This is a genomic window from Streptomyces coelicoflavus (genome assembly GCF_045041415.1).
Taxonomy (GTDB): Bacteria; Actinomycetota; Actinomycetes; order Streptomycetales; family Streptomycetaceae; genus Streptomyces; species Streptomyces coelicoflavus.
The window spans coordinates 490,248-515,943 of the sequence record NZ_CP108218.1 but is presented as its reverse complement, the minus strand read 5'-3'; the positions used below and the strand labels follow the sequence as shown (position 1 = coordinate 515,943).

At 73.6% G+C, this 25,696-nt stretch carries 25 protein-coding genes; 15 read left to right on the top strand and 10 right to left on the bottom strand.

Features of this window, described 5'->3' with window-relative positions; genetic code table 11:
- The first annotated feature begins 53 nt into the window (after positions 1 to 53).
- The 10 genes from OHA99_RS02390 (at position 54) to OHA99_RS02345 (ending at position 10,303) form a co-directional block, all read left to right on the top strand.
- Positions 54 to 1,571, top strand: coding sequence for a sugar ABC transporter ATP-binding protein (locus OHA99_RS02390; RefSeq protein ID WP_165683774.1), 1,518 nt, complete (start codon positions 54 to 56; stop codon positions 1,569 to 1,571).
- Positions 1,568 to 2,608, top strand: coding sequence for an ABC transporter permease (locus OHA99_RS02385; protein ID WP_405693704.1), 1,041 nt, complete (start codon positions 1,568 to 1,570; stop codon positions 2,606 to 2,608). Before OHA99_RS02390 ends, OHA99_RS02385 begins: the two co-directional genes overlap by 4 nt.
- The gene (locus OHA99_RS02380) at positions 2,601 to 3,614 is read left to right on the top strand and encodes an ABC transporter permease (RefSeq protein ID WP_405693703.1); all 1,014 of its coding nucleotides are present in this window, start codon (positions 2,601 to 2,603) and stop codon (positions 3,612 to 3,614) included. Before OHA99_RS02385 ends, OHA99_RS02380 begins: the two co-directional genes overlap by 8 nt.
- A 40-nt stretch (positions 3,615 to 3,654) precedes the next feature.
- On the top strand, positions 3,655 to 4,737 hold the full coding sequence (gene rhaS, locus OHA99_RS02375) for a rhamnose ABC transporter substrate-binding protein (protein ID WP_153176499.1): 1,083 nt from the start codon (positions 3,655 to 3,657) through the stop codon (positions 4,735 to 4,737).
- Between the two features lie 37 nt (positions 4,738 to 4,774).
- The gene (locus OHA99_RS02370) at positions 4,775 to 5,095 is read left to right on the top strand and encodes an L-rhamnose mutarotase (protein ID WP_153176498.1); all 321 of its coding nucleotides are present in this window, start codon (positions 4,775 to 4,777) and stop codon (positions 5,093 to 5,095) included.
- 87 nt (positions 5,096 to 5,182) lie between these two features.
- Entirely contained in the window at positions 5,183 to 6,208 is a 1,026-nt protein-coding gene (locus OHA99_RS02365; protein ID WP_153176497.1) for a LacI family DNA-binding transcriptional regulator, read from the top strand.
- A 127-nt stretch (positions 6,209 to 6,335) separates the two neighbouring features.
- On the top strand, positions 6,336 to 7,637 hold the full coding sequence (locus OHA99_RS02360) for an alpha/beta fold hydrolase (protein WP_381498054.1): 1,302 nt from the start codon (positions 6,336 to 6,338) through the stop codon (positions 7,635 to 7,637).
- A 55-nt stretch (positions 7,638 to 7,692) separates the two neighbouring features.
- Positions 7,693 to 8,436, top strand: coding sequence for a PIG-L deacetylase family protein (locus OHA99_RS02355; protein ID WP_381498056.1), 744 nt, complete (start codon positions 7,693 to 7,695; stop codon positions 8,434 to 8,436).
- Between the two features lie 58 nt (positions 8,437 to 8,494).
- Positions 8,495 to 9,397: a sigma-70 family RNA polymerase sigma factor gene (locus OHA99_RS02350; protein ID WP_366471753.1), complete on the top strand. Its 903-nt coding sequence runs from the start codon at positions 8,495 to 8,497 to the stop codon at positions 9,395 to 9,397.
- A gap of 57 nt (positions 9,398 to 9,454) precedes the next feature.
- Positions 9,455 to 10,303: a pentapeptide repeat-containing protein gene (locus tag OHA99_RS02345; RefSeq protein ID WP_153176493.1), complete on the top strand. Its 849-nt coding sequence runs from the start codon at positions 9,455 to 9,457 to the stop codon at positions 10,301 to 10,303.
- Here the strand turns inward: OHA99_RS02345 and OHA99_RS02340 are convergent.
- Positions 10,265 to 11,842 carry a cytochrome P450 gene (locus OHA99_RS02340; protein ID WP_153176492.1) on the bottom strand — a complete coding sequence of 526 codons (1,578 nt, stop codon included), beginning with the start codon at positions 11,840 to 11,842 and terminating at the stop codon, positions 10,265 to 10,267. The genes OHA99_RS02345 and OHA99_RS02340 overlap by 39 nt on opposite strands.
- 123 nt (positions 11,843 to 11,965) lie before the next feature.
- Between OHA99_RS02340 and OHA99_RS02335 the strand changes: the two genes are divergently transcribed.
- Complete coding sequence (locus tag OHA99_RS02335) at positions 11,966 to 12,574, top strand: TetR/AcrR family transcriptional regulator (RefSeq protein WP_164381184.1); 609 nt, start codon at positions 11,966 to 11,968, stop codon at positions 12,572 to 12,574.
- 114 nt (positions 12,575 to 12,688) lie between these two features.
- Positions 12,689 to 13,414: a DUF2470 domain-containing protein gene (locus tag OHA99_RS02330; protein WP_381498058.1), complete on the top strand. Its 726-nt coding sequence runs from the start codon at positions 12,689 to 12,691 to the stop codon at positions 13,412 to 13,414.
- Here OHA99_RS02330 and OHA99_RS02325 read toward each other — a convergent pair.
- The 4 genes from OHA99_RS02325 to OHA99_RS02310 form a co-directional block, all read right to left on the bottom strand.
- Entirely contained in the window at positions 13,382 to 14,617 is a 1,236-nt protein-coding gene (locus OHA99_RS02325; RefSeq protein WP_405693700.1) for a lactonase family protein, read from the bottom strand. The two genes, OHA99_RS02330 and OHA99_RS02325, sit on opposite strands and share 33 nt — an antisense overlap.
- Positions 14,618 to 14,647: 30 nt before the next feature.
- The gene (locus OHA99_RS02320) at positions 14,648 to 15,700 is read right to left on the bottom strand and encodes a hypothetical protein (RefSeq protein WP_405693698.1); all 1,053 of its coding nucleotides are present in this window, start codon (positions 15,698 to 15,700) and stop codon (positions 14,648 to 14,650) included.
- Between the two features lie 39 nt (positions 15,701 to 15,739).
- The gene (locus tag OHA99_RS02315) at positions 15,740 to 16,996 is read right to left on the bottom strand and encodes an aromatic acid exporter family protein (RefSeq protein ID WP_366471542.1); all 1,257 of its coding nucleotides are present in this window, start codon (positions 16,994 to 16,996) and stop codon (positions 15,740 to 15,742) included.
- 105 nt (positions 16,997 to 17,101) lie between these two features.
- Positions 17,102 to 17,596 (bottom strand): FBP domain-containing protein, encoded by a 495-nt coding sequence (locus OHA99_RS02310; protein WP_153176487.1) that lies wholly within the window; start codon positions 17,594 to 17,596, stop codon positions 17,102 to 17,104.
- Between the two features lie 248 nt (positions 17,597 to 17,844).
- Here OHA99_RS02310 and OHA99_RS02305 point away from each other — a divergent pair, with 248 nt between their 5' ends.
- Together OHA99_RS02305 and OHA99_RS02300 are read left to right on the top strand one after the other, a co-directional pair.
- Positions 17,845 to 19,134, top strand: coding sequence for an ROK family transcriptional regulator (locus tag OHA99_RS02305; protein WP_153176486.1), 1,290 nt, complete (start codon positions 17,845 to 17,847; stop codon positions 19,132 to 19,134).
- 92 nt (positions 19,135 to 19,226) lie between these two features.
- Positions 19,227 to 19,535, top strand: coding sequence for a hypothetical protein (locus OHA99_RS02300; RefSeq protein ID WP_405693695.1), 309 nt, complete (start codon positions 19,227 to 19,229; stop codon positions 19,533 to 19,535).
- Positions 19,536 to 19,567: 32 nt separating this feature from the next.
- Here the strand turns inward: OHA99_RS02300 and OHA99_RS02295 are convergent, their stop codons facing one another.
- The 4 genes from OHA99_RS02295 to OHA99_RS02280 all read right to left on the bottom strand — a co-directional run bounded on the left by OHA99_RS02295 (position 19,568) and on the right by OHA99_RS02280 (position 23,913).
- Positions 19,568 to 20,599, bottom strand: coding sequence for an SDR family oxidoreductase (locus OHA99_RS02295; protein WP_153176484.1), 1,032 nt, complete (start codon positions 20,597 to 20,599; stop codon positions 19,568 to 19,570).
- Between the two features lie 298 nt (positions 20,600 to 20,897).
- Positions 20,898 to 22,097 (bottom strand): aromatic acid exporter family protein, encoded by a 1,200-nt coding sequence (locus OHA99_RS02290; protein WP_381498063.1) that lies wholly within the window; start codon positions 22,095 to 22,097, stop codon positions 20,898 to 20,900.
- A 76-nt stretch (positions 22,098 to 22,173) separates the two neighbouring features.
- Entirely contained in the window at positions 22,174 to 22,830 is a 657-nt protein-coding gene (locus OHA99_RS02285) for an HAD family hydrolase (RefSeq protein ID WP_153176483.1), read from the bottom strand.
- A 51-nt stretch (positions 22,831 to 22,881) separates the two neighbouring features.
- Positions 22,882 to 23,913: a PHP domain-containing protein gene (locus tag OHA99_RS02280; RefSeq protein WP_405698879.1), complete on the bottom strand. Its 1,032-nt coding sequence runs from the start codon at positions 23,911 to 23,913 to the stop codon at positions 22,882 to 22,884.
- A 164-nt stretch (positions 23,914 to 24,077) separates the two neighbouring features.
- Here OHA99_RS02280 and OHA99_RS02275 point away from each other — a divergent pair, with 164 nt between their 5' ends.
- The gene (locus OHA99_RS02275) at positions 24,078 to 24,314 is read left to right on the top strand and encodes a hypothetical protein (protein ID WP_007389380.1); all 237 of its coding nucleotides are present in this window, start codon (positions 24,078 to 24,080) and stop codon (positions 24,312 to 24,314) included.
- Positions 24,315 to 24,347: 33 nt separating this feature from the next.
- Here OHA99_RS02275 and OHA99_RS02270 read toward each other — a convergent pair whose 3' ends face one another.
- Positions 24,348 to 25,613: a ricin-type beta-trefoil lectin domain protein gene (locus OHA99_RS02270; RefSeq protein WP_405693692.1), complete on the bottom strand. Its 1,266-nt coding sequence runs from the start codon at positions 25,611 to 25,613 to the stop codon at positions 24,348 to 24,350.
- Between the last annotated feature and the right edge of the window lie 83 nt (positions 25,614 to 25,696).

The window sequence follows — 25,696 nt, the reverse complement described above, 5'->3', positions numbered from 1 at the left end:
CCTTTCACGACGCCGCGAGGGCCGTCCCGCCCGGCGTCGTCGAGGAGCCCCCAATGACCCACCCGTCCGACACGGGTTCGGCCCCGGTTCTGGCGCTCAGGGACGTCTCCAAGTCCTTCGGCGCGGTCCGTGCGCTGCGGGACGTCTCCCTGGACCTGTTCCCCGGTGAGGTGCACGCCCTCGCCGGCGAGAACGGCGCCGGAAAGTCGACCCTCATCAAGACGCTGGCCGGAGTGCACCGGCCGGACGCCGGCCAGGTGCTGCTCGACGGCGCGCCGGTCGTGTTCCACGGCCCCGGCGACGCCCGCGACGCCGGCATCGCCGTGATCTACCAGGAGCCCACCCTCTTTCCCGACCTGTCGATCGCCGAGAACATCTTCATGGGCCGCCAGCCGCGCCGCGCCCTCGGCCGTATCGACCACAAGGCGACCCACGCGGCCACCGCCGCACTCATGCTCCGCCTGGGAGTCGAACTCGACCCCGACCGGCCCGCGCGCGGCCTGTCCATCGCGGACCAGCAGATCGTCGAGATCGCCAAGGCGCTCTCCTTCGACGCCCGCGTCCTGATCATGGACGAGCCGACCGCCGCCCTCACCGGCAGCGAGGTGGCCCGGCTCTTCGGCGTGGTGCGCACCCTGCGCGAACAGGGCGCCGCGGTGCTGTTCATCTCCCACCGCCTCGAGGAGATCTTCCGCATCTGCGAGCGGGTCACCACCCTGCGCGACGGCGCCCGGATCGCCGGCGAGCCCCTCGAGGGCATGACCGAGGACGACCTGGTGCGCCGCATGGTCGGCCGCGACCTCGACGAGCTGTACCCCAAGCAGGACGTCACCCCCGGCGAGAAGGCCCTCAGCGTGCGCAGGCTGACCCGCGAGGGCGTCTTCACCGACGTCTCCTTCGAGGTGCGGCGCGGCGAGATCGTGGCGCTGGCCGGACTGGTCGGCGCCGGACGCACCGAGGTCGCCCGGGCCGTCTTCGGCGTCGACCGCTGGGACGCCGGGGAGGTCGAGGTCGACGGCAAGCCGCTCGTCAACGGCGCCCCCTCCACCGCGATGGCCGCCGGGCTCGCCCTCGTCCCGGAGGACCGCCGCGCCCAGGGCCTGGTGATGGACATGTCCATCGAGCGCAACATCGGCCTCACCGGCCTGCGCACGACCGTGAGGGCCGGACTCGTGGACCGCGGGGCCGAGCGCAGCCGCTCCCTCGACTGGGCCGTCAAGCTCCAGGTCAAGTACGCCCGCATCGCCGACACCGTCGCCACCCTGTCCGGCGGCAACCAGCAGAAGGTCGTCCTCGCCAAGTGGCTGGCCACCGGCCCCAAGGTGCTGATCGTCGACGAGCCCACCCGCGGCATCGACGTCGGGACCAAGGCCGAGGTGCACCGGCTGCTCTCGCAGCTCGCCGCCGACGGCGTGGCCGTCCTGATGATCTCCTCCGACCTGCCCGAGGTCCTGGGCATGGCCGACCGGGTCCTGGTGATGCACGAGGGCCGGCTGACCGCCGAGATCGCCCGCACCGACGCCACCGAGGAGACCGTGATGGCCGCAGCCACGGGGAGGGCCGCCGCATGACGGTCACCGCACCGGAGAAGGCCCCCGCGGCCGACGTGCCGAAGGCGGGCGCCACCCGGCTGGTGGACCGCATCTTCAAGATGCGCGAACTGGCCATCCTGCTCGTCTTCCTGGTGATGATCGCCGTCACCCAGGCCGGCAACAGCGAGTTCCTGTCCGAGCAGGGCATCAAGGACCTCCTGCTGAACGCGACCATCCTGGTCCTGGTCGCCACCGGGCAGTCCCTGGTCGTCATCACCCGCAACGTCGACCTGTCCGTCGGCTCCACCCTCGGCATCAGCGCCTTCGCCGCCGGCGTCTACCTCCAGGACGGCGGCAACCCCGTCGCCGCCGTGCTGCTCGCCGTGCTGACGGGCGTCGGATTCGGCCTGCTCAACGGCGTGCTGGTCAGCCTCGGCCAGGTGCCCGCCCTGGTCGTCACCCTCGGCACCCTCTACATCATCCGCGGCATCGACTCCATCTGGGTCGGCTCCCGGCAGATCACCGCGGCCGACCTGCCCGGCGGCTTCGTCGACTTCGGCTCCGGCGGCATCTCCGCCGTGCCCTGGCTGGCCATGATCGCCCTGGCGGTGCTCGTCGCCACGGCCTACTACCTCAAGCACTTCGGCAGCGGACGCGAGCTGTACGCCCTCGGCTCCAACCCCGAGGCCGCCCGGCTGGCCGGCATCCCCGTCCGCAAGCGGATCCTCGCCGCCTACACCTTCTGCGGCGCCCTCGCCGGACTCGCCGGCGCCCTGTACCTCGCCCGCTTCGGCAACGTCGACTCCGGCACCGGCAACGGCTACGAACTGACCGTCGTCAGCGCCGTGGTGGTCGGCGGCGTCGTCTTCACCGGCGGCTCCGGCAGCGTCTACGGCGCCGCCCTCGGCGCGCTGCTGCTGACCTCGATCAACAGCGTGCTGCCCGCCCTCGGCGTCAGCTCCGTGTGGGTGCTGGCCATCAACGGCATCCTGCTCATCCTCGCCATCGCCGTCGACCGGATCGTCGCGCTGCGGGTGGCCAACGCTCTGAAGAAGAGGAACGCCCGCCATGGCTGACACCTCCCTGACGCGCGCCGTCCGCTGGGACACGGTTGTCGGCGCCCTCCTCGTGGTCGTCCTGCTGCTCTCCTTCGGCTTCGTCGACGGCTTCGGCAACGCCCTCAACCTGTCCTTCCTGATCGGCAACACCCTGCCGATCGCGCTCATCGCCCTGCCGATGACGCTGCTGGTCGTCTCCGGCGAGATCGACCTGTCGGTGGCCTCCACCGCGGGTCTGTCCGGCGCGGTGATGGGCGCCCTGTGGGACCAGGGCATGACCATCGAGACGATCATCCCGATCTGCCTGCTCCTCGGCGTGGTCTGCGGTCTGGTCAACGGCCTGCTGGTCACCCGCCTCGGGCTGCCCTCCCTCGCCGTCACCATCGGCACCATGGCCGCCTACCGGGGCATCGCGCAGATCGTGCTCGGGTCCGACGCAGTGACCGACTTCCCCGCGCAGTACCTGGACTTCGCGGCCGGACGCGTCGACGGCACCTTCCTCCCGTACGCCTTCCTGCCGTTCCTCGTGCTGCTGGCCGTCGCCGTCGTCGCCCTGCACGCCATGCCGTTCGGCCGGTCGCTGTTCGCCATCGGGGCCAGCGAGGAGGCTGCGCGCTTCGCCGGCATCCGGGTCAAGCGGCAGAAACTGGTCCTGTTCACGCTGACCGGCCTGATGTCCTCCCTCACCGGCGTCTTCTGGGCCCTGCACTACGCCAGCGCCCGCTACGACAACGCCACCGGTCTCGAACTGTCCGTCGTCGCCGCCGTGCTCCTGGGCGGCATCGACTTCGACGGCGGCAAGGGCACGCTCGGCGGGGCGATCGCGGGCGTGTTCCTGCTTGGCGCGCTCCAGAACGTCATGAGCCTCCAGGACGTCTCCGCCCAGTCGCAGATCGTCGTCACCGGCGTCCTGCTCGTCCTCTCCGTGCTCGGCCCCCGCGTCGCACGGCAGATCTCCCTCGCGAGGGCCGGACGCAGGGCGGCACCGGCGCCCCCGTCCAAGGCGCCCGCCCCCACTCCGTAACCCCGTCCCCGGCTCCGTCCACCCTCGTAAGGAACCCACCATGCGCAAGTCGTCCATCCGCCGTACCTGCGCGGCCCTCGCCGCCGTCACCTCCCTCGCCCTGGCGGCCACCGCCTGCGGCGGCACCACGAAGGAGGACGTCAAGGACGAGGGCGGCAAGGCCGCCGCGGCGGGCAAGGCCGACCCGAACGCCGCGACGAAGAAGGGTCTGACCGTCGGCTTCCTGCCCAAGCAGGTCAACAACCCCTACTTCACCGTCGCCGACAAGGGCGGCGAGAAGGCCCTCAAGGAGTTGGGCTCCAGCTACAAGGAGGTCGGCACCTCCAGCGGCACCGACACCGCCGGCCAGGTCTCCTACGTCAACACGCTCACCCAGCAGCAGGTCGACGCCATCGCCGTCTCCGCGCAGGACCCGGGCGCGCTGTGCACCGCGCTCAAGCAGGCGATGAAGAACGACATCAAGATCGTCACCTACGACTCGGACACCGACCCCGAGTGCCGCAACGCCTTCATCTCCCAGGCCTCCGCCGACGACATCGGCCGCACCCAGGTGCAGCAGATGGCCGAGCAGATCGGCAACAAGGGCGAGATCGCGATCCTGTCCGCCGCGCAGACCGCGACGAACCAGAACGCCTGGATCGAGATCATGAAGGACGAGCTGAAGGACCCGAAGTACAAGGACATCAAGCTGGTCAAGGTCGCCTACGGAGACGACGACGCCCAGAAGTCCTTCCAGCAGACCCAGGGCCTGCTCCAGGAGCACCCGAACCTGAAGGGGATCATCTCCCCGACCACCGTCGGCATCAAGGCCGCCGCCCAGTACCTGTCCGGCTCCAAGTACAAGGGCAAGGTCAAGCTGACCGGCCTCGGCACCCCCAACGACATGCGCAAGTACGTCAAGAACGGCACCGTCGAGGCGTTCGAGCTGTGGGACCCCGCCAAGCTCGGCGAGCTGGCCGCGCGCACCGCCGTCGCCCTGGCCTCCGGGCAGATCACCGGCAAGGAGGGCGAGACCTTCAAGGCCGGCGCCCTGGGCGAGTACACCATCGGCAAGGACGGCGTGATCAACCTCGGCAAGCCGACCGTGTTCACCGCCGACAACGTCGACCAGTACAACTTCTAGGCCCGGCACAACACCCTTCGTACGGGAGCGGTACTTCATGCAGCGCGTCTGTTTCCTGCTCAAGGTCCGCCGGGACCGCATCGCGGAGTACCGCGAACGCCACGCCGCCGTGTGGCCGGAGATGTGCGAGGCGCTCTCCGCCACCGGATGGCACAACTACTCGCTCTTCCTGCGCGACGACGGCCTGCTCGTCGGCTACCTGGAGACCGAGGACTTCGCCGCCGCCCGGGCCGGCATGGAGGCCACCGAGGTCAACGCCCGCTGGCAGGCGGAGATGGGACCGCTCTTCGAGACCCTCGACGGGGCCCGCCCCGACGAGGCGATGAAGCCTCTCACCGAGGTGTTCCACCTCGCCTGACGGGGGTCTCGCCGGGGCGGCCCGGGTACTGTGTGAAGGTCCCACGGCCGCCCCCCACCCCCACCCGACCTCGGAGGTCCCTGCCCGATGGCCCATTCCGTGGGTATCAAGGACGTCGCCCGCGCCGCCGGAGTTTCCGTGGGCACGGTCTCCAACGTCATCAACCGCCCCGACACCGTCGCGACCGAGACCCGCGCGCGCGTACTGTCCGCGATCGAGCGGCTGGGCTACGTCCGCAGCGAGTCCGCGCGCCAACTGCGCGCCGGCCGCAGCCGCATCATGGGGCTCCTCGTCCTGGACATGGGCAACCCCTTCTTCGTCGACGTCGCCCGCGGCGCCGAGCGGGCCGCCCGCGAGGCCGGACTCGGCGTGATGGTCTGCAACAGCGCCCAGAGCCCGGGCGAGGAGGCCGAATACCTCTCGCTCTTCGCCGAGCAGCGGGTCCGGGGCGTCCTGCTCACCCCCGCCGACGCCACCGGCCGCAACATCGAGAACTTCCGGCGCCACCACATCCCCTTCGTCCTCGTCGACCGCGTCGCCGAGGGCACCACCGAGTGCTCGGTCTCCGTCGACGACGTCGCGGGCGGCGCGCTGGCCGTACGCCACCTCGTGGACGCCGGACACCGCTCCATCGCCTACGTCAGCGGCCCGCCCGGCCTCAACCAGGTCCGCGACCGCCGCACCGGCGCCCTCGCCGCGCTCGCCGAGGCCGGGCTCGGCCCCGACGCGCTGCGCGAACTGCCCACCGAGCGCCTCGACGTCGCCGCGGGCCGCGACGCCGGCGCCCGCCTGCTGGGCCTCGCCGACCGGCCGACCGCCGTCTTCTGCGCCAACGACCTGCTCGCCCTCGGCGTCCTCCAGGCCCTGTACGCCGCCGGGGTCGGTGTCCCGGACGACCTCGCGATCGTGGGCTACGACGACATCGAGTTCGCCGCCGCCGCGGCCGTCCCGCTCACCTCCGTGCGCCAGCCCGCCGTCACCATGGGCGCCATGGCCGCCGAGCTGCTCCTGGAGGAGACCGAGCTGGAGGGCACGGACCGGACCCACCCGCACCGCCGGGTCGTCCTCCAGCCGGAACTGGTGGTGCGGCGCTCCAGCCTCGCCGCGCGCTGACCGGCCGTTCAGCAGGCCGTTCGGCACGATTTCATGATCCCGGGGGTCGGTGGCCGCAGGACCGTGTGCTGAACTGGGACCCGGCCGAAAGAACCGGCCGCCACATCCGTCCGCCCCGGGAGACCCCTTGAGCGTCAGCTACCGCCAGCCAGGCGTCGTGCTCACCGACCGCCGTTTCACCGTGCCCCTCGACCACGCCGACCCGGGCGGGGAGACGATCGAGCTGTACGCCCGCGAGGCCGTCGCGAGCGACAAGGCCGACCAGGACCTGCCCTGGCTGATCTACCTCCAGGGCGGCCCCGGCGGCAAGGCGGACCGTTTCGTCGGCCGCCCCGGCTGGTTCGGCCGGGCCCTCCAGGAGTACCGCGTCCTGCTCCTGGACCAGCGCGGCACCGGCGCCTCCACCCCGGCCAGTCGCCAGACCCTCCCGCTGCGCGGCGGCCCCGCCGAACAGGCCGACTACCTGGCCCACTTCCGCGCCGACGCCATTGTCCGGGACTGCGAGGCCATCCGCCCCCAGGTCACCGGCGGAGCCCCCTGGACCGTCCTCGGCCAGAGCTTCGGCGGCTTCTGCACCGTCGCCTACCTCTCGCTGGCCCCCGAGGGCCTGAGCGCCGCCCTGATCACCGGCGGCCTGCCCTCCCTGGACGCCCACGCGGACGACGTCTACCGGGCCGCCTACCCCCGTATCGAGCGCAAGGTCGTCGCGCACTACGCCCGCTACCCGCAGGACGTCGAGCGCGCCCGCCGCATCGCCGACCACCTCCTCACCCACGACGTGGTCCTGCCGAACGGCTACCGCCTCACCGTGGAGGCCTTCCAGTCCCTCGGCATCATGCTCGGCAGCGGAGAGGGCAGCCACCGGCTGCACTTCCTCCTGGAGGACGCCTTCGTCCGCACCCCGGGCGGACACGAACTCTCCGACGCCTTCCAGGAGCAGGCGCAGGGCCTGCTGTCGTACGCCGGCCGCCCGCTGTACGCCCTGGTCCACGAGGCCATCTACGGCCAGGACGCCCGGCCCACCGACTGGTCTGCCGAGCGGGTGCGCGCCGAGTTCCCGCGCTTCGACGCCGCCAAGGCCCTCGCGGGCGACGAACCGCTGCTCTTCACCGGCGAGACCATCCACCCCTGGATGTTCGACTGCGACCCGGCACTGCGCCCGCTGCGCGAGACGGCCGAACTGCTCGCCGCCCGCACCGACTGGACGCCGCAGTACGACCCGGCCCGCCTCGCCGCCAACGAGGTCCCGGCCGCCGCGGTCGTCTACCACGACGACATGTACGTCGACACCGCCCACTCGCTGACCACCGCCCGCGCGATCCGGGGCCTGCGCACCTGGGTCACCGACGAGTTCGAGCACGACGGCGTACGGGCCGGCGGCCCCCGCGTCCTGGACCGGCTGCTCGCGCTCGCCCGCGACGAGACGTGAGGGACGCGGCCTGAAACCGCGGTGGGGCGCCGGTGGCGCGGGTTAGTGTGCGGGCATGACGGAGCCGACGATCACGCAACTGGAGCCCATGCCCGGCGACTGGCGCCGCGCCCTCGCCGTCGTCGCCCACCCCGACGACCTGGAGTACGGCTGCTCGGCGGCGATCGCGTCCTGGACGGACGAGGGCCGCGAGGTCGCCTACGTGCTCGCGACCAGGGGCGAGGCGGGCATCGACACCCTGGCGCCCGCCGAGTGCGCGCCGCTGCGGGAGCGGGAGCAGCGCGCGAGCGCCGCCGTCGTCGGGGTGAGCCAGGTGGAGTTCCTCGACCACCGGGACGGCGTCGTCGAGTACGGCACCGCGCTGCGCCGCGACATCGCCGCCGCGATCCGGCGGCACCGGCCCGAACTGGTCATCACCATGAACCACCGGGACACCTGGGGCGGCGTCGCCTGGAACACTCCGGACCACGTCGCCGTCGGCCGCGCCACGCTCGACGCGGCGGCCGACGCGGGCAACCGGTGGATCTTCCCGGAGCTGACCGAGCAGGGCCTCGCACCGTGGAACGGGGTGCGCTGGGTCGCGGTCGCCGGTTCCTCCTCGCCCACCCACGCCGTGGACGCCACTCCTGGCCTCGAGCGCGCGGTGCGCTCGCTGCTGGAACACCGCACGTACATCGAGGTGCTGACCGAGGAGGACCCGGAGACGTACGTACGCGGATTCCTCACCGGCTTCGCCCGGGCCGCCGGCGAGCGGTTCGGCGGGAAGCCGGCCGTGACCTTCGAAGTCTTCGGACGGTAGCGGCGTGGCGGGGGAGCAGGGTGTGCGGGTGGGGCACGACGTGCGGGGGGAACCGGACATGCGGGGACAGCAGCGGCTCGCGGAGCGCTTCGAGGAGCACCGGGGGCAGCTCAAGGCGGTGGCCTACCGCATGCTCGGCTCACTGGCCGAGGCGGAGGACGCCGTGCAGGAGGCCTGGCTGCGGCTCGACCGCTCCGGCGAGGACCGCATCGACAACCTCGGCGCCTGGCTGACCACCGTGACCGGGCGGATCTGCCTGGACCTGCTGCGCTCCCGCACCGCGCGCCGCGAGGAGCCGATGACCGAGGGCTTCGACACCTTCGTGCCGGACCCCGTGCTGCGGGCGCTGCCCCGGGCGGACCCGGAGGAGGAGGCCCTGCACACGGACTCGGTGGGCATCGCCCTGCTCGTGGTCCTCGAGACGCTGGAACCGGCCGAGCGGCTGGCCTTCGTCCTGCACGACATGTTCGCCGTGCCCTTCGACGACATCGCGCCGGTCGTCGAGCGCAGCCCCGCCGCCACCAGGCAGCTCGCCAGCCGGGCCCGGCGCCGGGTGCGCGACGCGACCCCCGCGGCCGAACCGGACCTCGGCCGGCAGCGCCGGGCGGTCGAGGCGTTCCTCGCCGCGAGCCGGGCCGGCGACTTCGAGGCCCTGGTGTCCGTCCTGCACCCGGACGTGGTGCTGCGGGCCGACGCCGGGGCACTGGCCCGGGGCGTGGCGGCGTCGAAGACGGTCCGGGGGGCGCGGACGGTCGCCACCGGGGCGTTCCACTTCCGCCACCTCGCCGGGCTCGCCCGGGTCGTCCTGGTCAGCGGCGCGGTGGGCACCGTCGCCGTGTCCGAGGGGCAGCCGCGGTCGGTCACCTACGTCACCGTCGCCGACGGGCTCATCACGGGGCTGTACATCCTGTCCGACCCCGAGCGGCTCGCCCGTCTCGACCTGTCCGCGCTGGAGGTCTGACCGGCCGCACGGGGCCGACCCCGGGGCCGCGCGCCGACGGCCCGTATCCTCGACGACATGCGAGAACACACGGCGGACCGGACGGACACACCGGCCCCGGCGGAACTGCGCGGCGACTGCGGGAGCTGCTTCGGACTGTGCTGCGTGGCCCTGCCCTTCGCCCGCTCCGCGGACTTCGCGGTCGACAAGGACGCCGGCACACCCTGCGCCAACCTCCGCACCGACCACCGTTGCGGCATCCACGCGACGCTGCGGGAACGCGGCTTCAGCGGCTGCACGGTCTACGACTGCTTCGGCGCCGGGCAGCGGGTCTCGCAGGTCACCTTCGGCGGCGCGGACTGGCGCGGCGGCCCGCCGGAGCGCGGGCGCGGCATGTTCGACGTGTTCCCGGTCGTCCGTCAGCTGCACGAGCTGCTCTGGTACCTGACCGAGGCACTGACCCTGCCGGCCGCCCGCCCGGTCCACGCCGACCTGCGCCGGACCCTCGCCGACACCGAGCGCCTCGCCGGGGGGACCCCCGGGGAACTGGCCGCCCTCGACGTGGCCGCACACCGGCAGCGGGTCAACGTGCTTCTGCTGCGCACCAGCGAGCTGGTCCGGGCCGGCGCCCGGGGCCGCAAGAAGAACCGCCGCAACGCCGACCTGATGGGCGCCCGGCTGAGAGGCGCCGACCTGGCCGGCGCCGATCTGCGCGGGGCCTACCTCATCGCCGCCGACCTCACCGGCGCCGACCTGCGGGGCGCCGACCTGATCGGCGCGGACCTGCGCGACGCCGATCTGACCGACGCGGACCTGACGGGCGCCTTCTTCCTGACCCAGCCGCAGGTCAACGCGGCCCGTGGCGGCCCCGGCACCAGGCTGCCGGACTCAGTCACCCGCCCGGTGCACTGGACAGCGGGGCGCTGAGCCTGCGTTCCCGGTGTCCTGTTCCCCTGCCGCCCCGGCGTCGTCCGGGTGGGACGGGGACGACGCCGGGGCGGCGGTGCGCCGGTCCAGGTGCAGCCGCAGCCCCTCCGGCATCAGCGTCAGCCGCTCGGTCACCCGCAGCCGGTATCCGGGGTCCGGCCGCAACTCGTAGCGGCGCAGCAGCAGCCCGAGGACCAGCGTCGCCTCGTGCAGTGCGAATTGCCGCCCGATGCACGCCCGCGCCCCCGTCCCGAACGGCTTGAACGTGTGCGGGGCACGCGCGCGTACGGCCTTCGCGTCGAAGCGGTCCGGGTCGAACCGCTCGGCGTCCGGGCCCCACACCTCCGGATCGCGGTGCAGCATGCCCGTGAGCACCAGCGCCCAGGCCCCGCGTCGCATCGGGTACGCGCCGCCGAGCAGCGTGTCCTCGCGGGCCTCCCGTGCGAAGGCGGGCGCGGTCGGCCACAGCCGCAGCGACTCGTCGAGCACCCGGCGCACGTAACGCAGCTTGGCCACCTGCTCGTAGCCCGGCGCCTCGGTGCCGCCCCACACCCGGTCCACCTCGGCACGGGCCCGGGCCGCCACGTCGGGGTGCCGGGCAAGGTAGTGCAGCGCGAAGGAGAGCGCGCCCGAGGTCGTCTCGTGCCCGGCGACGAGGAAGGTGATGACCTGCCGGCGCACGTTCTCCGGCGACAGCCGCTCGCCGGTCCGCGGGTGGGCCGTCTCCAGCATCCGGTCGAGCAGGTCGCCGTCCCCGCCCCTGCCGCCGTCGCCGCCGGTCGCCCGGCGTTCGCGGACGAGGTCGTCGACCGTGCGGTTGAGGTAGGCGATGTCGGCGGCGTTGCGGCGGCTCGCGTCGCGCAGCAGCCAGGGGGCGAGCGGCGCGGGCACCGTGTTCCGGCGCTGCGCGTAGCCGAGCGTGCCCACCATCGCGGTGACGAAGGGGTGGAGGCGGGGGCGTTCGAAGGAGCCGAAGTCGTGCCCGAAACCGGTGCGCGCGATGGTCTCCAGCGTCAGCTTGGTCATGTCGCCGGGCACGTCCACCGCCCGGCCCGACGCCTCGGCCAGATCCCAGTGGCCGGTGAGCCGCGCGGCCACGTCCAGCATCATCACGTGGTACCCGGCCATGGCCTCGCGGCTGAACCCGGGCGCCAGCACGTCGTGCGCGAGCTGCCAGTTGGGCTCGTGGTTGTACGCTGTGAACAGCCCGTCCCCGGCGACCGGCCGCAGGTTGGCCACGCCCAGGCCCACGTGCTTGGCGAACCGCGTCTCGTCGGCCAGGTCGGCGGCGAGGGAGGCGCCCCACACGAACACGAACTCCTTGCCGAAGACCCGCCGCCGGTAGATCGGCCCCAGCCGCCGCGCGTACCGCAGCGAGTCCTGCATCGGGGTGCGCCGGCTCGCGCCCAGCACGTCACCGAGCAGCGGCAGCCGGTACGGCGGGTGCGGGATGCGGTGCAGCTCCGGCCAGCCCAGCTCGGCACTGCGGAAGCCCTTCGGCAGTCCGTCCCGGGCCGGTTCCCTCGCTGTCTGGGCCATGACGCGATCTCCCTTGACGCAGCGGCGTGTTGCACGAGCCGAGGCGAGCGTGTTGTACATGGATTCAATAACGCGGCCCCAGTCTCGTCCCGTTGTTGAACCGGCGTCAAGTAAGGTGCGGGCATGGCCGCGAACCAGGGCGCGCGCACCCGCCGCCGGCTCAGCACCGCCGAGCGCCGGGAGCAGCTGCTCTCGGTGGGCGCGCGGCTGTTCTCGGACAGTCCCTACGACGAGGTGTGGATCGAGCAGGTCGCCGAGATCGCCGGGGTCTCCCGCGGGCTGCTGTACCACTACTTCCCGAACAAACGGGACTTCTTCGCGGCGGTCGTCGAGCGGGAGAGCGAGCGCATGCTGCGGATGACGGCGGCCGTGCCCGGCGTCCCGGTGCGCGAGCAGCTCACCGCGGGCCTCGACGCGTATCTGGAGTACGTCCGGGCCCACGCACACGGCTACCGCGCCTTCCACCGTGCCGACGCGACCGGCGACCAGGCCGTGCGCCAGGTCTACCGGCGGGCGCTGGCCGCGCAGGAGCGGCAGATCCTCGCCGCCCTGTCCGCCGACCCCGAGTTCGGTCCGGCCGTCGAGGAACGCGGCGACGTACGGCTGGCGGTGCGCGGCTGGCTGGCCTTCACCACCGCCGTCTGCCTGGAGTGGCTGCGGGATCCGGAACCCGCCCGCGAGCAGGTGCGAGACCTGTGCGCACGGGCGCTGTTGGGGGCCATCGCGCCCTGACGCGGCGTGTCCGGATCGCGGTTCGAACCGGTGTCGTGGTTGGCGCGCTCCCCGATCTCCGATAGGTTAGGTGAGCCTTACCTAATGAATTGCCGAACCTGAACGGAGGTTGGGATGGGTGACACCCACGCCTGGACGGCCGCGCCGGCCGCGGCGGAGCAGGCCCGGTCCGTGCTCGCCGCCGCGTGGTCCTGCGCGGTGACCGCGGAGGGCGGCCGCGAGGAGCTCGTCGGCGCGCACACCGTCGCCGACGACGGCCGGGTACTCCTGCACGTGCCCGAGGACAGCGCCCTGCTCGCCGCGGCGCTGTGCGCGCCCCGGGGGGAGCCGTCCGCCGTGCTGGAGTTCGCCGACGTGGCGCCCGTCCCGGTGCGGAGCCGGATCAGGGCCCGGCTCTGGCTCGCCGGCCGGCTGGCCGTGGAGGACGGTCACCTGGCCTTCCGCCCCACCCGGGCGGTGCTGCGGCGCCCCTCCGGTGCCGTGGTCGTCGACGTCGACGAGTTCACCGCCGCCGCGCCCGATCCGCTGGCCCTGGCCGAGGCGCGGCTGCTGACCCACCTCGCCGACTGCCACGACGACGCCGTCCAGCGGCTGACCCGGCTCGTCGACACGGACAGCCTGCACGGAGCGGTCCGGGTGCGGCCGCTCGCCGTCGACCGGCACGGACTCACCCTGCGCATCGAACGCCTCCGTGACCACGGGGACGTACGCCTGCCCTTCCACGCGCCGGCCGACGAGATCGCGCAGCTCACCGAGCGGGTGCACGTGCTCCTCGCGCAGGCGGGCACCGTCTCCTGCCCCCGGGCCCTACAACGGCAGCGCGCAGACGGCGACGGGTGACGCGAACGGCCTGCCCGCGGTGCGCAGTTCGCCACCGTCCTCGCTCACGCGGAAGGCGCTGACGGTGCCGGAGCGCTGGTTGGCCGCGAACAGCAGTCCGCCGTCCGGGGAGAAGGCGATCTGCCGGGGGAAGTCGCCGCCCACCGGCACCGTGCCGAGCAGCCGCAGCCGGGCGCCCGCCGCCTCCACCGCGTACCGGCTCAGACTGTTGTGCCCCCGGTTGGCGAGGAAGGCGTACGCGCCGTCGGACGTGACCAGGAACTGCGCGGGGTGGTTGGGGCCGGACCCCGGGCTCGGCTCCGCCCCGGTGGGCTGTGCCTCGCCCACGGTCAGCCGTCCCGTCTCCGGGTCGTACGCGCAGACCGCGACGGTGTCGTCGACCTCGTTGGCGAGATAGGCGTGGCGCCCGCCGGGGTGGAAGGCGAGGTGCCGGGGCCCGGCGCCCGGCCGGGTCCGGGCCCGCGCGACCTCCGAGAGGGTCCCCGCGTCCTCGTCCAGACGGTAGGTGTACACGGTGTCCGTACCGAGGTCCACCGCGAGGACGTGGTTCCCGTCCGGGCCGGTGACGACCTGGTGGGCGTGCGGCCCCCGCTGTCCGGGGCCCGGCGGGGGATCGGAGTGCGTGACCAGGCCGGTACGCTCCCCGAGCGCGCCCGAGGCGTCGATCGGGTGCACGGCGACGCTGCCCGAGCCGTAGTTGGCGCTGAACAGCCAGCGTCCGCCCGGATGCACGGACAGATGGCAGGGTGCCGCGCCACCGGTGCTCCGGCTGCCCAGCACCCTGCGGTCCGACAGCCGGACCGCGGTCACGGCACCGTCCTCGCGCTCGTTCACCGCGTACAGGGTGCGGCCGTCGGGGTGCACGGCCAGGTACGAGGGGTCGTCGACCTCGGCGAGGACACCGCGGCCGGTGATCCGGCCCGTGCCGGGGTCGTACTCGGCGAGCCCGACGCCCTCGCCGCCGCCCTCTGCGGAGGTGTAGGTGCCGAGGAGGAGCGGGCGCGGTCCGGAGGGCTGCCGCTGCCTGCCCGGCGCACCGCTGCTCGCCCCGGGCGCGGTGCCCGCGGCGGCCGGCCCGTCCGGTCCGCCGTCCGGCTCCGCCGGTCCGCCACAGGCCGCTGCCGCGGGAAGCGCCGCCGCGGCGGTGGCGGTCCGTGCGAGGAGCGTCAGGAATCGCCGCCTGTCCGGACTGTCGCGGTTCATGACGCCCGCCCGCCCTTCCGTGCCGGTCCTCTACCAGTCCCCGTCCTGCACCGGACGGCCCGGGGTGTCCCCGAGGGGGTTCACCTGGTGGGGTGCGGGGGCCTGCCACGGTTCGTGGTCGTCCCCGATCCAGTCCCCGACCGGCTTGACGTCCTGGAGCGGCCCGGTGGGCTCGAGGTCGCGGGCGTCCTGGTCGTAGTAGTCGTACCAGGGCAGACCGGCCCGGGTGTACGCGGCCCGGTCCACCGGGGACGGCGGCGGCGCCTCCCCGGTGATGCGGCGCCACTCCGGCGGTGTCACCAGGTGCACGTAGACCCGCCCGGCCGGCCGCTCGGCCCAGTCCGTCAGCGGCCGTTGGTCGCGGTACACCTCCTGGCGCATGGAACCGCCGACGCCGAGCCCCATGGCCGGCGCGGACTGGCGCCGGACCGTCCCGCCGTAGCCCGGGGCCGCACCCGGGGCGGCCGGTGCCGCCGCCGGCGCCGCGGCTCCGAAGGCCCCGCCCGGACGGGCTCCCCGGGGGGCCGCCGCCCTGCGGCGCCGCTCCTCCTCGCGCCAGCGCAGCAGCTCGGGCGCGTTCAGGGTGAACGCCTGCAACTGCACGCCTCCCCAGACCTCCGCACCGGTGACCTGGCCCTCGACGGTCGCCCCCATGCCGAGCGGCACCGCCACGAACTGACGGACCGTGCCGGAGCCGGAGTTGATGCCGTCCAGCCAGGGCTGGCGGGGGAGGACCACGTAGTTCTGCGGGTCGCGCGACAGCCGGTCGCTCCACGGCCTGCCCGAGACCGCGCACACCTTGCCCACCCCCACCTGGAGGGCGGCGGGTTCCCGCGTGCCCGCGAAACTCAGCCACATGGCCTCACGCAGGTACACCGGCAGCATCACACCGCCGCGCGCACGCCACTGCTCGGGCACGGTGTCCGCGTAGTCGGCGACCCGGCGGACCGGGAACTCGCCGAGCCCCGGCGGCAGCGGATGCGTCCCCGTCTCGGGCAGCCGGAGCGTGCGTACGAAGCGCACCGACGCGCCGCCCGGCAGCGACAGCCGGTTCCCGTCGATCCGCACACTGGTGTCGGTCATCCGAACGCCCCTCATTCGCCGTGAACCGTTCCTCGTCCCTCAAGAGGAACGCCGGGCGGCGGTGCCGCGGTTCCGCCGGCGCAGCCGGGCCCGTACCCGGTCCCACAACCGGGTCAGCCGCGGCATGCGTTCGCGCTGCTCGCGCGTGTGCCGGTCCAGCTCCTCCAGGAGCCGGCGGGAGCGGTGCTCGGTGTCCATCTCGTCGATGATCCGGTTCACCTCGGCCAGCACCGCGCCCCGCAGCTGCCACTGCCTCGCGTCCCGCCTGACCTCGTCGAGGAGCAGGCCGGCCAGCCGGTCCCGGGTGACCGCGGCCTGGCGCAGCTCGGCGGCCAGCCGCTCCTCCGCGGACTCGGCGTTCTCACTCGCGTTGCTGGTGACCAGCACCGAGAAGCTCACCACGGCGTCGGCGATCTCGGACAGCAGCTCCTGGACGGCGGCCCCCGTCTCCGGTGCGAACAGGGGTTCCGGCTCCCGCTCCTTGGCCAGGTCCGTGAAGCTGCGCGCGAGGACCCGCATGACCACCGTGCAGATCTCCAGGGTGTCCAGACCGGTGCGCAGCACGACCCGGTGCAGCAGTCCCTCGCGCACCCGGGGGTTGAACCGCAGACTGTCCTCGGCCTGGCGGAGGTCCTCGTCCACCTCGCCGATGTCGTGGTCGAGCCGGCGCGCCTCGTGCAGCCGGGCCGCCGCCTCGTGGAACGGCATGCTGCCGGCGGCCTCCTCGCCCATGCGCAACAGCAGTTGGCGCACCTGCCTGGCCAGCCCCACGACGGACTCACCGGCCTGCTCCACCCACACCGGAGGCGCCAGGATCAGATTGAAGACCAGACCCACGATCGCCCCGACCAGGGTCTCCACCACCCGGGCCCACGCCAGGCTCCCGTGCGAGGTCACGCCGAGCACCAGCATCGCGCTGATCGCCACCTCGGCGGTGAACTCCTCGGCGCGCACCAGGTGCCCGACACCCAGCGCCGCCAGGATGATCAGGCCCAGGCTCCACCAGCTCAGTCCGACCAACTGGCTGAAGGCGATGGCGACCAGGACACCGGCCACCACGGCGTTCACCCGGCGGAAGCTCATCTTCAGCGTGGCGTACAGGGTGACCTGGACGACCAGCAGGGCGGTCAGCGGCGCGGTGAGCGGTGGCGCCGACTTGTCGGGGGTCAGCCGTACCGCGATGACGTAGGCGATCGAAGCCGCGGCGGCGGAGCGAAAAGCCTGCACCACCATGGGGTCCCGCAGCCACTTCACCCGCCGCAGCGCCGCCCTCGCGGCATCCAGCACATCCCGCATCCTCGGGCTGTTCCCTTCCGCAGGCGCCTCGAACGTGTCCGATCAGGACGGTAGCCGGACGCGGGCGGCCGGGCCCCTCTCACGCGCCGTGCGCCGCCGGACGGGTCAGCCGGTCACCTTGGCGACGAACGCGGACAGATTGCCCAGCGTACGGGCGATCTGCTCCTCCAGGGTGAGGCTCTCCTCGAACCGGCCCCCGCCCTCCGGCACCTTCCTGCCCCGCAGATAGAGGGGACAGGCGAGATCCGTGCACATGTAGAGGCCGACCGAGTTGCCCTCCCGGCCCGCCGCCCCCGCCTTGCGCGCCGTCATCAGCGACACACCGCCCCGCGGATGGGTGGTCAGGCACAGCCCGCACATGCTGCGCTGGAGGAAGCCGCTCCGGGACTGCTGGAACCGCAGCGCCACACCGGCGAGCCGTCCGTCCTGTTCGGCGACCAGATAGCTGCGGTCGGGCGCCCCGGGATCCCGCCAGCCGAAGAAGTCGAGATCGCCCCAGGGGCGCTCGTCGAGGTCACGGGGAACGGTCAGACGCTTGGCCTCGCCCTTCGAGCAGTTGATGAAGGAGGTGCGGATGTCCCGCTCGTCGAGTGCTCTCATGGGAGCCTCCCTTGGTCGAAAGGTTGCAAAGGCCGGTCGGGTCGGTCGGTCAGGGCGGTCGGGCCGGTCCTGGGACGAGGCCGGTCCTAGAGCCTCTAGGTTTTCGCCTAGCGTAAATAGCCTACGGGTCAAGTCGCCACCGGATTTCCGGGCGCGAGTTCATAGCATGAATTAAGGGTGAAGGGAAGTCGCGTGCGGCTGTCCCGCAGAGGTATGTTGCAGACCGGGCACAGCACGGGAGGAGCCACATGGCGGGGCGGAACGGGCGCACGGTGCGCGACCTCAGGAGGGCCAACCGTACGGCCGTGCTCCAGCGGCTCTACTTCGACGGGCCGCTCAGCCGGTTCGAACTGGGCCCGGCCACCGGCCTCAGCTCCGGTTCCGTCAGCAACGTGGTCGCCGACCTGGTCGCCGACGGACTGGTGGAGGAGGCCGGCAGCGTCGACTCCGACGGCGGCCGGCCCCGCACCCTGCTGCGCGTGGCTCCCGCCAGCGGCCACATGATCGGCGTGGACGTCGGCGAGACCCGGGTACGGGTCGAACTCTTCGACCTGACGCTCACCGAACTCGCCCGCGCCGAACGCCCGCTGGCCCAGCAGCGCTATGACGTCGACGTCATCGTCGGACACATCCGCGACGGCATCGCCGAGGTGCTGGCCGCGGCCGGACTCCCGGCCGAACGGCTGCTCGGCGCCGGGATCGGCGTCCCCGGCATCGTCGAGCACACCGCCGAGCGGGGGGCCGTGGTGCACGGCCAGACCATCGGCTGGGACGCGGTTCCGCTGGAGGCCCTGCTGCGCGCCGGATCCCCGCTGCCCGACACCGTCCCGTACCTCATCGACAACGGCGCCAAGACCCTCGGCCAGGCCGAGATGTGGTTCGGCGCGGGACGCGGCGCGCGCAACGCGGTCGTGGTCCTCTTCGGCTCCGGCGTCGGCGCCAGCCTCGTCACCCCCGACGTCGAGCAGGGCCGGGCGGTCGAATGGGGGCACCTGACGGTCCGGGTCAGGGGACGCCGCTGCCGCTGCGGCGCACTCGGCTGCCTGGAGGCGTACGCGGGCGCCGAGTCACTGCTGGCCCGCTGGCGGGAGGAGGGCGGCCGGGTGCCGGAGGGCACCGACGAGGAGACCGCCCTCACCGCGCTGCTCGCCGCCGCCCACCCGTCCGGCGACGAGAGTGCCGACCCGGTCGCGCTCGCCGTCCTGGAGGAGACCGCCGAGTACCTGGGCGCGGGCCTGTCCGACCTGATCAACCTCTTCCAGCCCGAGCGCATCCTCATCGGCGGCTGGGCCGGCCTCCAGCTCGGCACCCGCTTCCTGCCCGCCGTACGCCGCCACGCCGTGTCGTACGCGCTGCGTCATCCCGCCAGGAAGGTGACGGTCGACCTGGGGCGGCTCGGTCCCGACGCCGTCACCGTCGGCGCCGCGATCCTCCCCCTGGCCGACTTCTTCGCGCGCGGCGGCAGGCGTCCCGAGCCGGCCCCCGAGTATCCGGTCCCGGCCTGGCGCACGGCGCTCGAGGAGCGGGCCCCGCACTGAGGTTTCGCCGGTCACCGGGGAGGTACCCGACGCCGCTCCGAGGGCCGTCGGACGGCCCCGGACGAACGGAGCACCACGGGAAGGAGCGCGTCGTGTCCGACCACCGCCAGGAAGGCCCGGGTGAGAACGGTGCCCCCGTCCCGCGCGACATGCCGGACCAGCAGGCCGGGGACCACGACGACCCGTGGGAGGCGGCCTCGCCCACCCGCGAGCAGCGCGAGCACCGGCAGGGCCCGGCGGGCGAAGAGCCCGAGGCCGACGGGGACGCCGCCGGCGACGCGGAGACCGGGCCCGCGACCGACGTGCCCGACACCGACGAGGCGGGCACGGGCCGGCAGGGCGCCCCGTACTCGGGTGCCATGCACCCCGAGCACCCGGTGCCCGACGAGTCCTCCGGCTGAGACGAGTCCGGTCGGCTGAACGGCCGGGTGCGTCAGCCGACCTTCCGCCCCCGCATCGGCTCCGTGTCCGCCCCCGCGCCCTGCCGCAACCCCCGCAGGAACTCCTCCAGCACCTCCGTGGACGTACGCGTCGCGCGCCAGCCGAGCTCCACCCGCGCCCGCGTGCAGTCCATGATCGGCAGCCGCAGTACCGCGTCGAAGAGGTGGGGCGAGGCCGGCAGCAGCCGCAGCCCCCACGCGGCGGCGATCGCCGAGCGGGCCGCGGTGCGCGGCAGCCGTACGGGACGCACCCCGACCAACTCACCCAGCAACTCGGCGTCCACCGGCGGCTCGGCCGCCAGGTTGAACGCGCCCCGCGCGGTCCCGGAACGCACGGCCAGCCGGTAGGCGCCGGCCGCGTCGTCCGTGTGCAGGGCCTGCACCCGCAGCCCCGGGATGTCCGGCAGGAACGGGAGCCGCTCCGGACGCGCCGCCGGACCCGGCAGGAAGCGGCCGCCGAAGATCCGGCGCTGCTCGCTGGCCGACTCCCGCTTGAAGAGGAAGGCCGGCCGCATCCGCACCACCCGGATCCCCGGACGGTCGCGCTCGAAGGTGTCCAGGATCCGTTCCAGATAGGCCTTCTCCCGGCAGTAGGCCGCGTCCGGCCAGCCGTGCGTCGGCCACGACTCGTCCACCGCGTGGTTCTTGGGCCCCGGCGAGTACGCGCCGACGGACGAGGCGTGCACCAGCGCCGGCACTCCGGCCGCGGCCACCGCCTCGAAGACCCGGAGGGAGCCGAGTACGTTCGTGCGCCAGGTCGTCGCCGGATCGTGCGTCGGCTGGAACGCCCAGGCCAGATGGACCACGGCGTCGGCGCCGGCGAAGTGGCCGGTCAGGTCGGTCTGCTCCGAGGCGAGGTCGACCGCGGCCCACTCGGTCTTCGCGGGCGACCACTCGGGGACGCGCCGGGCCAGCCCCAGTACGGACCCCACCTCCGGATCCCCGGAGAGGAGCCGGACCACGCTGGTGCCCACGTTCCCCGTGGCGCCCGTGACCACGATCCTGCTGCCCGTTGTGCTGCTCACCCTGTGCTCCTCTCGGCGGCCTGCCCGTGCGGAGCGCACCGGGTACCCGCCGCCGGGAAGGGACACGCGCAAGAGGAAGCCCCGACCGCGACGGGGGAATCACGGCCGGGGCGGCTCGATGCGGATACGGATGGCGGTCGCCTCTCGGCGAAAGGCTCCACAGGGCTTCAGCCGAACGATCGTCCCTGTGGGCAATAGGTGAGGCCCGGGGACACTGTCCCATCCGTACCCACGGTCTGTTCAACGGCGAACGACCGGCCGGTGTTCCGCCGTCTGTCGCGGTTTGGGGTGATGTGCGTCACCGGTCGGTGGGCTCGCCGGGCTCGGGCACGATCTCGGCCCACAGGTTCTCCGCCTGCAACAGCAGGGTGCCGAGGACCGCGGTCCGCGCGGCCTCCCGCCCGGCGTGCTCCCGCAGCCCCTCCTGCAACCGCCGGTGCAGTTCCTCCATCGTCTCCTCGGCGGCCGCCTCCGTGTCGCCGGCGGTCGGCCGGCCCACCATCCGGTCCGCCTCGGCGTGGCAGGCGTCGCCGATGAGCCGCAGCAGGCGGGCGTACAGGTCGAGCACCGGCCCCTCGGGCGGGGCGGGCGTCCGTTGCTCGTCGGCCGCGACCGCCAGTGTCCGGGTCAGCGCCGTGACGTTCTCGGTGACCCGGCTCCAGCGCCGGTCCTCGCCCTCCGGCGGGACGGCGGTGGGCGCGCGGTGCAGCCTGCGCAGCGGACGCGAGGTGAGCCGCAGGCTCTCCCGGCTCCAGGACCGGGCCGACTCCAGGGCCTCGAGCCGCCGCTGGAGCCGCGCGGCATCGCTCGACCAGCCGGCCGCGCTCTGCGTGTCCCACTGGGTCTCCCGCAGGTCGGCGGCGACGGCGCACAGGAGGTCGCCCGACTCCCGCGCCAGCGCCGCGAGGTTCTCCCGCACGTCCCTCAGATGGATCGGCGGCAGCACCAGGGCGTTGACGGCCACCCCGATGACCGCGCCGAGCGCCGCCTGCCCCACCCGGTGGCCGACCGCGGCGGCCGACACGGCCGTGCCGGAGGCCAGGACGAACACCGCCGTGGTGGCCGCGTAGATGCCCTGGAGGCCGAAGCGGGACCAGTTCGCCACCAGCATCAGCAGCGGCAGGGACAGTGCCAGCGCCCCCGTGGTGTCCTCGGCGACGGCCTGTGCCGCCGACGCCACCAGTGTCCCCACGCAGATCGCCGCGAACTGCTGCCCGGCCTGGCGCACCGAGCTGTAGACGGTGGCCTGCACGAGGACGAGCGCCACCCACGGCGCCATCAGCGCCATCGGGTCGCCCAGCCACACCCCCGCCACGGCCCAGGCGATCAGCGCGGCGCCCGCTGCCTTCAGCGACTGCACCACCAGGTCGCGTTCCCGCCCCGGTCCCCGCCAGGCGGCCCGCACGGCCCGTCCGACGGCCCGCGTTTCCCACCACACCGCGGCCACCGGCCGCCTTCCCCGGAGTGCTTCCCGGAGGCCGTGGAACGCAGCGGTCATGCGGTGCCGGCCGTCCGTACGGCGGGCGGACACGTCCGGCGGCGGAACGTCGCGCAGGAGGGTACGGGCCCGCGGCTCATGCGAACGGGCTCCCGTGCAGGGAGGCCAGCAGGTCGGCCGGGTCGGCGTAGACCGCCCGGGCGCCCGCCTCCTCCAGGTCGGCCCGGGGCAGACCGCCGCACAGCACGCCCACGCAGCGCACCCCGGCCCGGGTGCCCGCACGCATGTCCCACACGGTGTCGCCGACGAAGACGGACCGCTCGGCCGGCACGCCGGCCAGTTCCAGGGCGTGCTCGACCGGCTCCGGAGCGGGCTTGCCCGCGGACACGTCGTCGGCACTGGCGGTGGCGCCGATCGCGTCGTCCGCGTCGATCGCCCGCCGCAGCGCGCCCAGCTCCGCGCCGCCCGCCGAGGTGGCGAGGACCACCTGCCAGCCGTCACCGGCCAGCCGGCGCAGCAGGTCACCGGCGCCCGGCAGGGCGGGCAGCCGGTCGAAGTACTGGCCGTAGAGGGCCTTGTGGGCGGCGCTCAGCCCGGCGTCCTGGTCCGTGTCCCGGTCCTCGCCCAGCAGATGGGCGATCAGGTCGGTGGAGGCGAGCCCCACCGCCCGGTGGATCGCGTGCATCGGCACCCGGTGACCGGCCTGCCGGAACGCCTCCCACCAGGTCGTCACATGCAGGTGATTGGTGTCGACGAGGGTTCCGTCGACGTCGAACACGGCCGCCCGTTCCATGCGCTGTCCCCTTCCGGTCCGTGGAGCGCGGAGCGACGGGCGGGTACCACGTCAGCGCCCCGCCACTCCGGACGGCGTCCGGCCCTCGCGGGTCCAGGCCAGCAACTCGTCCAGGGACCACGTGGTGACCACCCGCTCCGGCGGCACCCCGCACTCCTCGGCCCGTGCGCAGCCGTGGATCTGCCAGTCCAGCTGACCGGGCGCGTGCGCGTCCGTGTCGACCGAGAACAGCACGCCGGCCGCCACCGCCCGGCGCAGCAGCCGCCGCGGCGGGTCGAGCCGCTCCGGGCGGCTGTTGATCTCCACGGCCGTACCGGACTCCGCGCAGGCGGCGAAGACCTCGTCCGCGTCGAACTCCGACTCGGGCCGCCCCCGCCCGGTCAGCAGCCGGCCGGTGCAGTGGCCGAGCACGTCCGCGTGCGGGTCGCGGACGGCGGCGACCATCCGGCGGGTCATCGAGCGGGCGTCCATCCGCAGCTTGGAGTGGACCGACACCACCACCACGTCGAGCCGTTCCAGCAGCTCCGGCTCCTGGTCGAGCGAGCCGTCGTCGAGGATGTCGCACTCGATGCCGGTCAGCAGCCGGAAGGGCGCCCAGGCCGCGTTGAGTTCCGCCAGGACGTCCAGCTGCTCGCGCAGCCGTGCGGGGGAGAGTCCACGGGCCACCGTCAGCCGCGGCGAGTGGTCGGTCAGGGCCGCCCACTCGTGTCCGAGCGCCGCCGCGGTCCGGCCCATCTCCTCGATCGGGCTGCCGCCGTCGGACCAGTCCGAGTGCAGATGGCAGTCGCCGCGCAACAGCTCCCGCAGCTCCTCGCCGCCCCGGGCGAGCGGGGTGTCCGCCTCGCCCTCCAGCTTCGCGAGGTACCCGGGCACCTGTCCGTCCAGCGCCTCGCGCGCCACCTGTGCCGTCGTGGGGCCGACACCCTTGAGCGACTCCAGCGAGCCGGCCCGCTCGCGCAACTCGGCGGCCGGCAGCTCGCGGAGCACGCCCGCCGCGGTGCGGAAGGCACGGACGCGATACGTCGGCGCCCGGGTCCGCTCCAGGAGGAACGCGATCCGCTCCAGCGCCTCGACGGGGTCCATCGCCACCTCCTCGTCCGGCCTCGACCGGCCCTCCCACCGGTCCTCACCCGGCATGTCCAGGGTTCCCCAGAGCAGCGGGGCCCGCACCACGAGCCGGGCGCCCCGTGCCCCTGCCGGGCCGGGACGGGTCCTCGCTTCCACGGGTTCCGGCCTACCCTCGATGCATGACCGAGATCGACAGCCCGCACATCGGCAATCCGCGGATCCTCGTCCTCGGGGTGCACCCGGGCCCGCCCCCGTTCCGGATCGTGGAAATCGACGGCCAGGTGGTCGGTGAGGCCAGGGCCGTCACCGACGTCCTGGAGGCCGCCGCCGCCTTCGGCATCACCGTCCACGACCTGGACGACCCGGAGGTCGTCCGCTGGGTGGGCGGGGACAAGTTCACCTGGACCGCCCACTAGGACGGGTCCGGGCCGCCCCGCCCGTGCGGAGCCTCAGCCGACCGTCCACTTCTGGTTGGCGGCGCCCGTGCAGGTCCAGATCTGCAGCCGGGTGCCGTTGGCCGAGTTGTTTCCGGTGACGTCGAGGCACTTGTCGGCCTGGGGATTGACGATGTCGTGCGCGGCGGTGACGACCCATCGCTGGGCGGCGCTGCCGTTGCAGTCCCACAGCTGGACGACCGTGCCGTCCGCCGTGCCGCCGGCGTTGACGTCCAGGCACTTGCCGAGCGCCCGGACGGTGCCGTCGGAGCCCACCGTCCACCGCTGGGCCGCGGTGCCGTTGCAGTCGTAGAGCTGTACGGGGGTGCCGTTGGCGGTGTTCGCCGCGGCGACGTCCACGCACTTGCCGGCCAGGCCCCGGATCGCGCCGCCGGCCGGCGAGTCGCCCGTCGTCACCGAGACGTGGTCGACGACCAGGGTCTGCGGGAAGACCGTGGAGCCGTCCGGGTCGCCCGGCCAGTAGCCGCCGACCGCCAGGTTGAGGATCAGGAAGTACGGCTTGTTGAACACCCACTGCTTCCCGCCCAGGTCGGCCGGGGTGCGCCGCTGGTAGACGTTGCCGTCCACCGACCACGTGATCGAGTCCGGCGCCCAGTCGACGGCGAACGTGTGGAAGGCGTCCGCGAAGGCCTGGCCGCCCGGCAGGGTGTAGCCGGCGCCGATGCCGCCGGAGCCGGAGTAGCCGGGGCCGTGGATCGTGCCGTGCACGGTGGAGGGCTCGAAGCCGACGTTCTCCATGATGTCGATCTCGCCGGAGTCGGGCCAGTTCACCGGGGTGCCCAGCATCCAGAAGGCCGGCCACATGCCCTGCCCGCGCGGCACCTTCATCCGCGCCTCGACGTGCCCGTACTGCGCCGTGAACTTCCCCGAGGTGTTCAGCCGGGCTGAGGTGTACTGGCAGGTGCCGTACCAGCACTGGTAGTTGGCGGGGTTCTCCTTGCGGGCGGTGATGACCAGGTGGCCCTGCCCGTCCAGGGCGGCGTTCTTGTTGCCCGAGGTGTAGTACTGCCGTTCGTGGTTGTTGACGTTGTCGCCGGTCTCGATCTGCCACTTCGAGGAGTCGACGGCGGCGCCGGCCGGGCCGTCGAAGGTGTCGGAGAAGGCCACGGCGGCGGCCGCGGAGGACGGGGCGCCGACGGCCCCGGCGGTCCGGGCGGCGTCGGGTTCCGCCTGGGCGGAGCCGGTCACGAGGGACGCGGCCAGCCCGGCGGACAGGGCGGCGGCGAGGAGACATCTGCGGAGCAGGCGTGGGCGGGCCACGGCTCTCCCTTCCGTACGGCGCCCCGCGGGGCGCCGACCGAGGTGGGGGGTGGGGTGTGTCGCCTCTTTATTCAAGTAGTGAG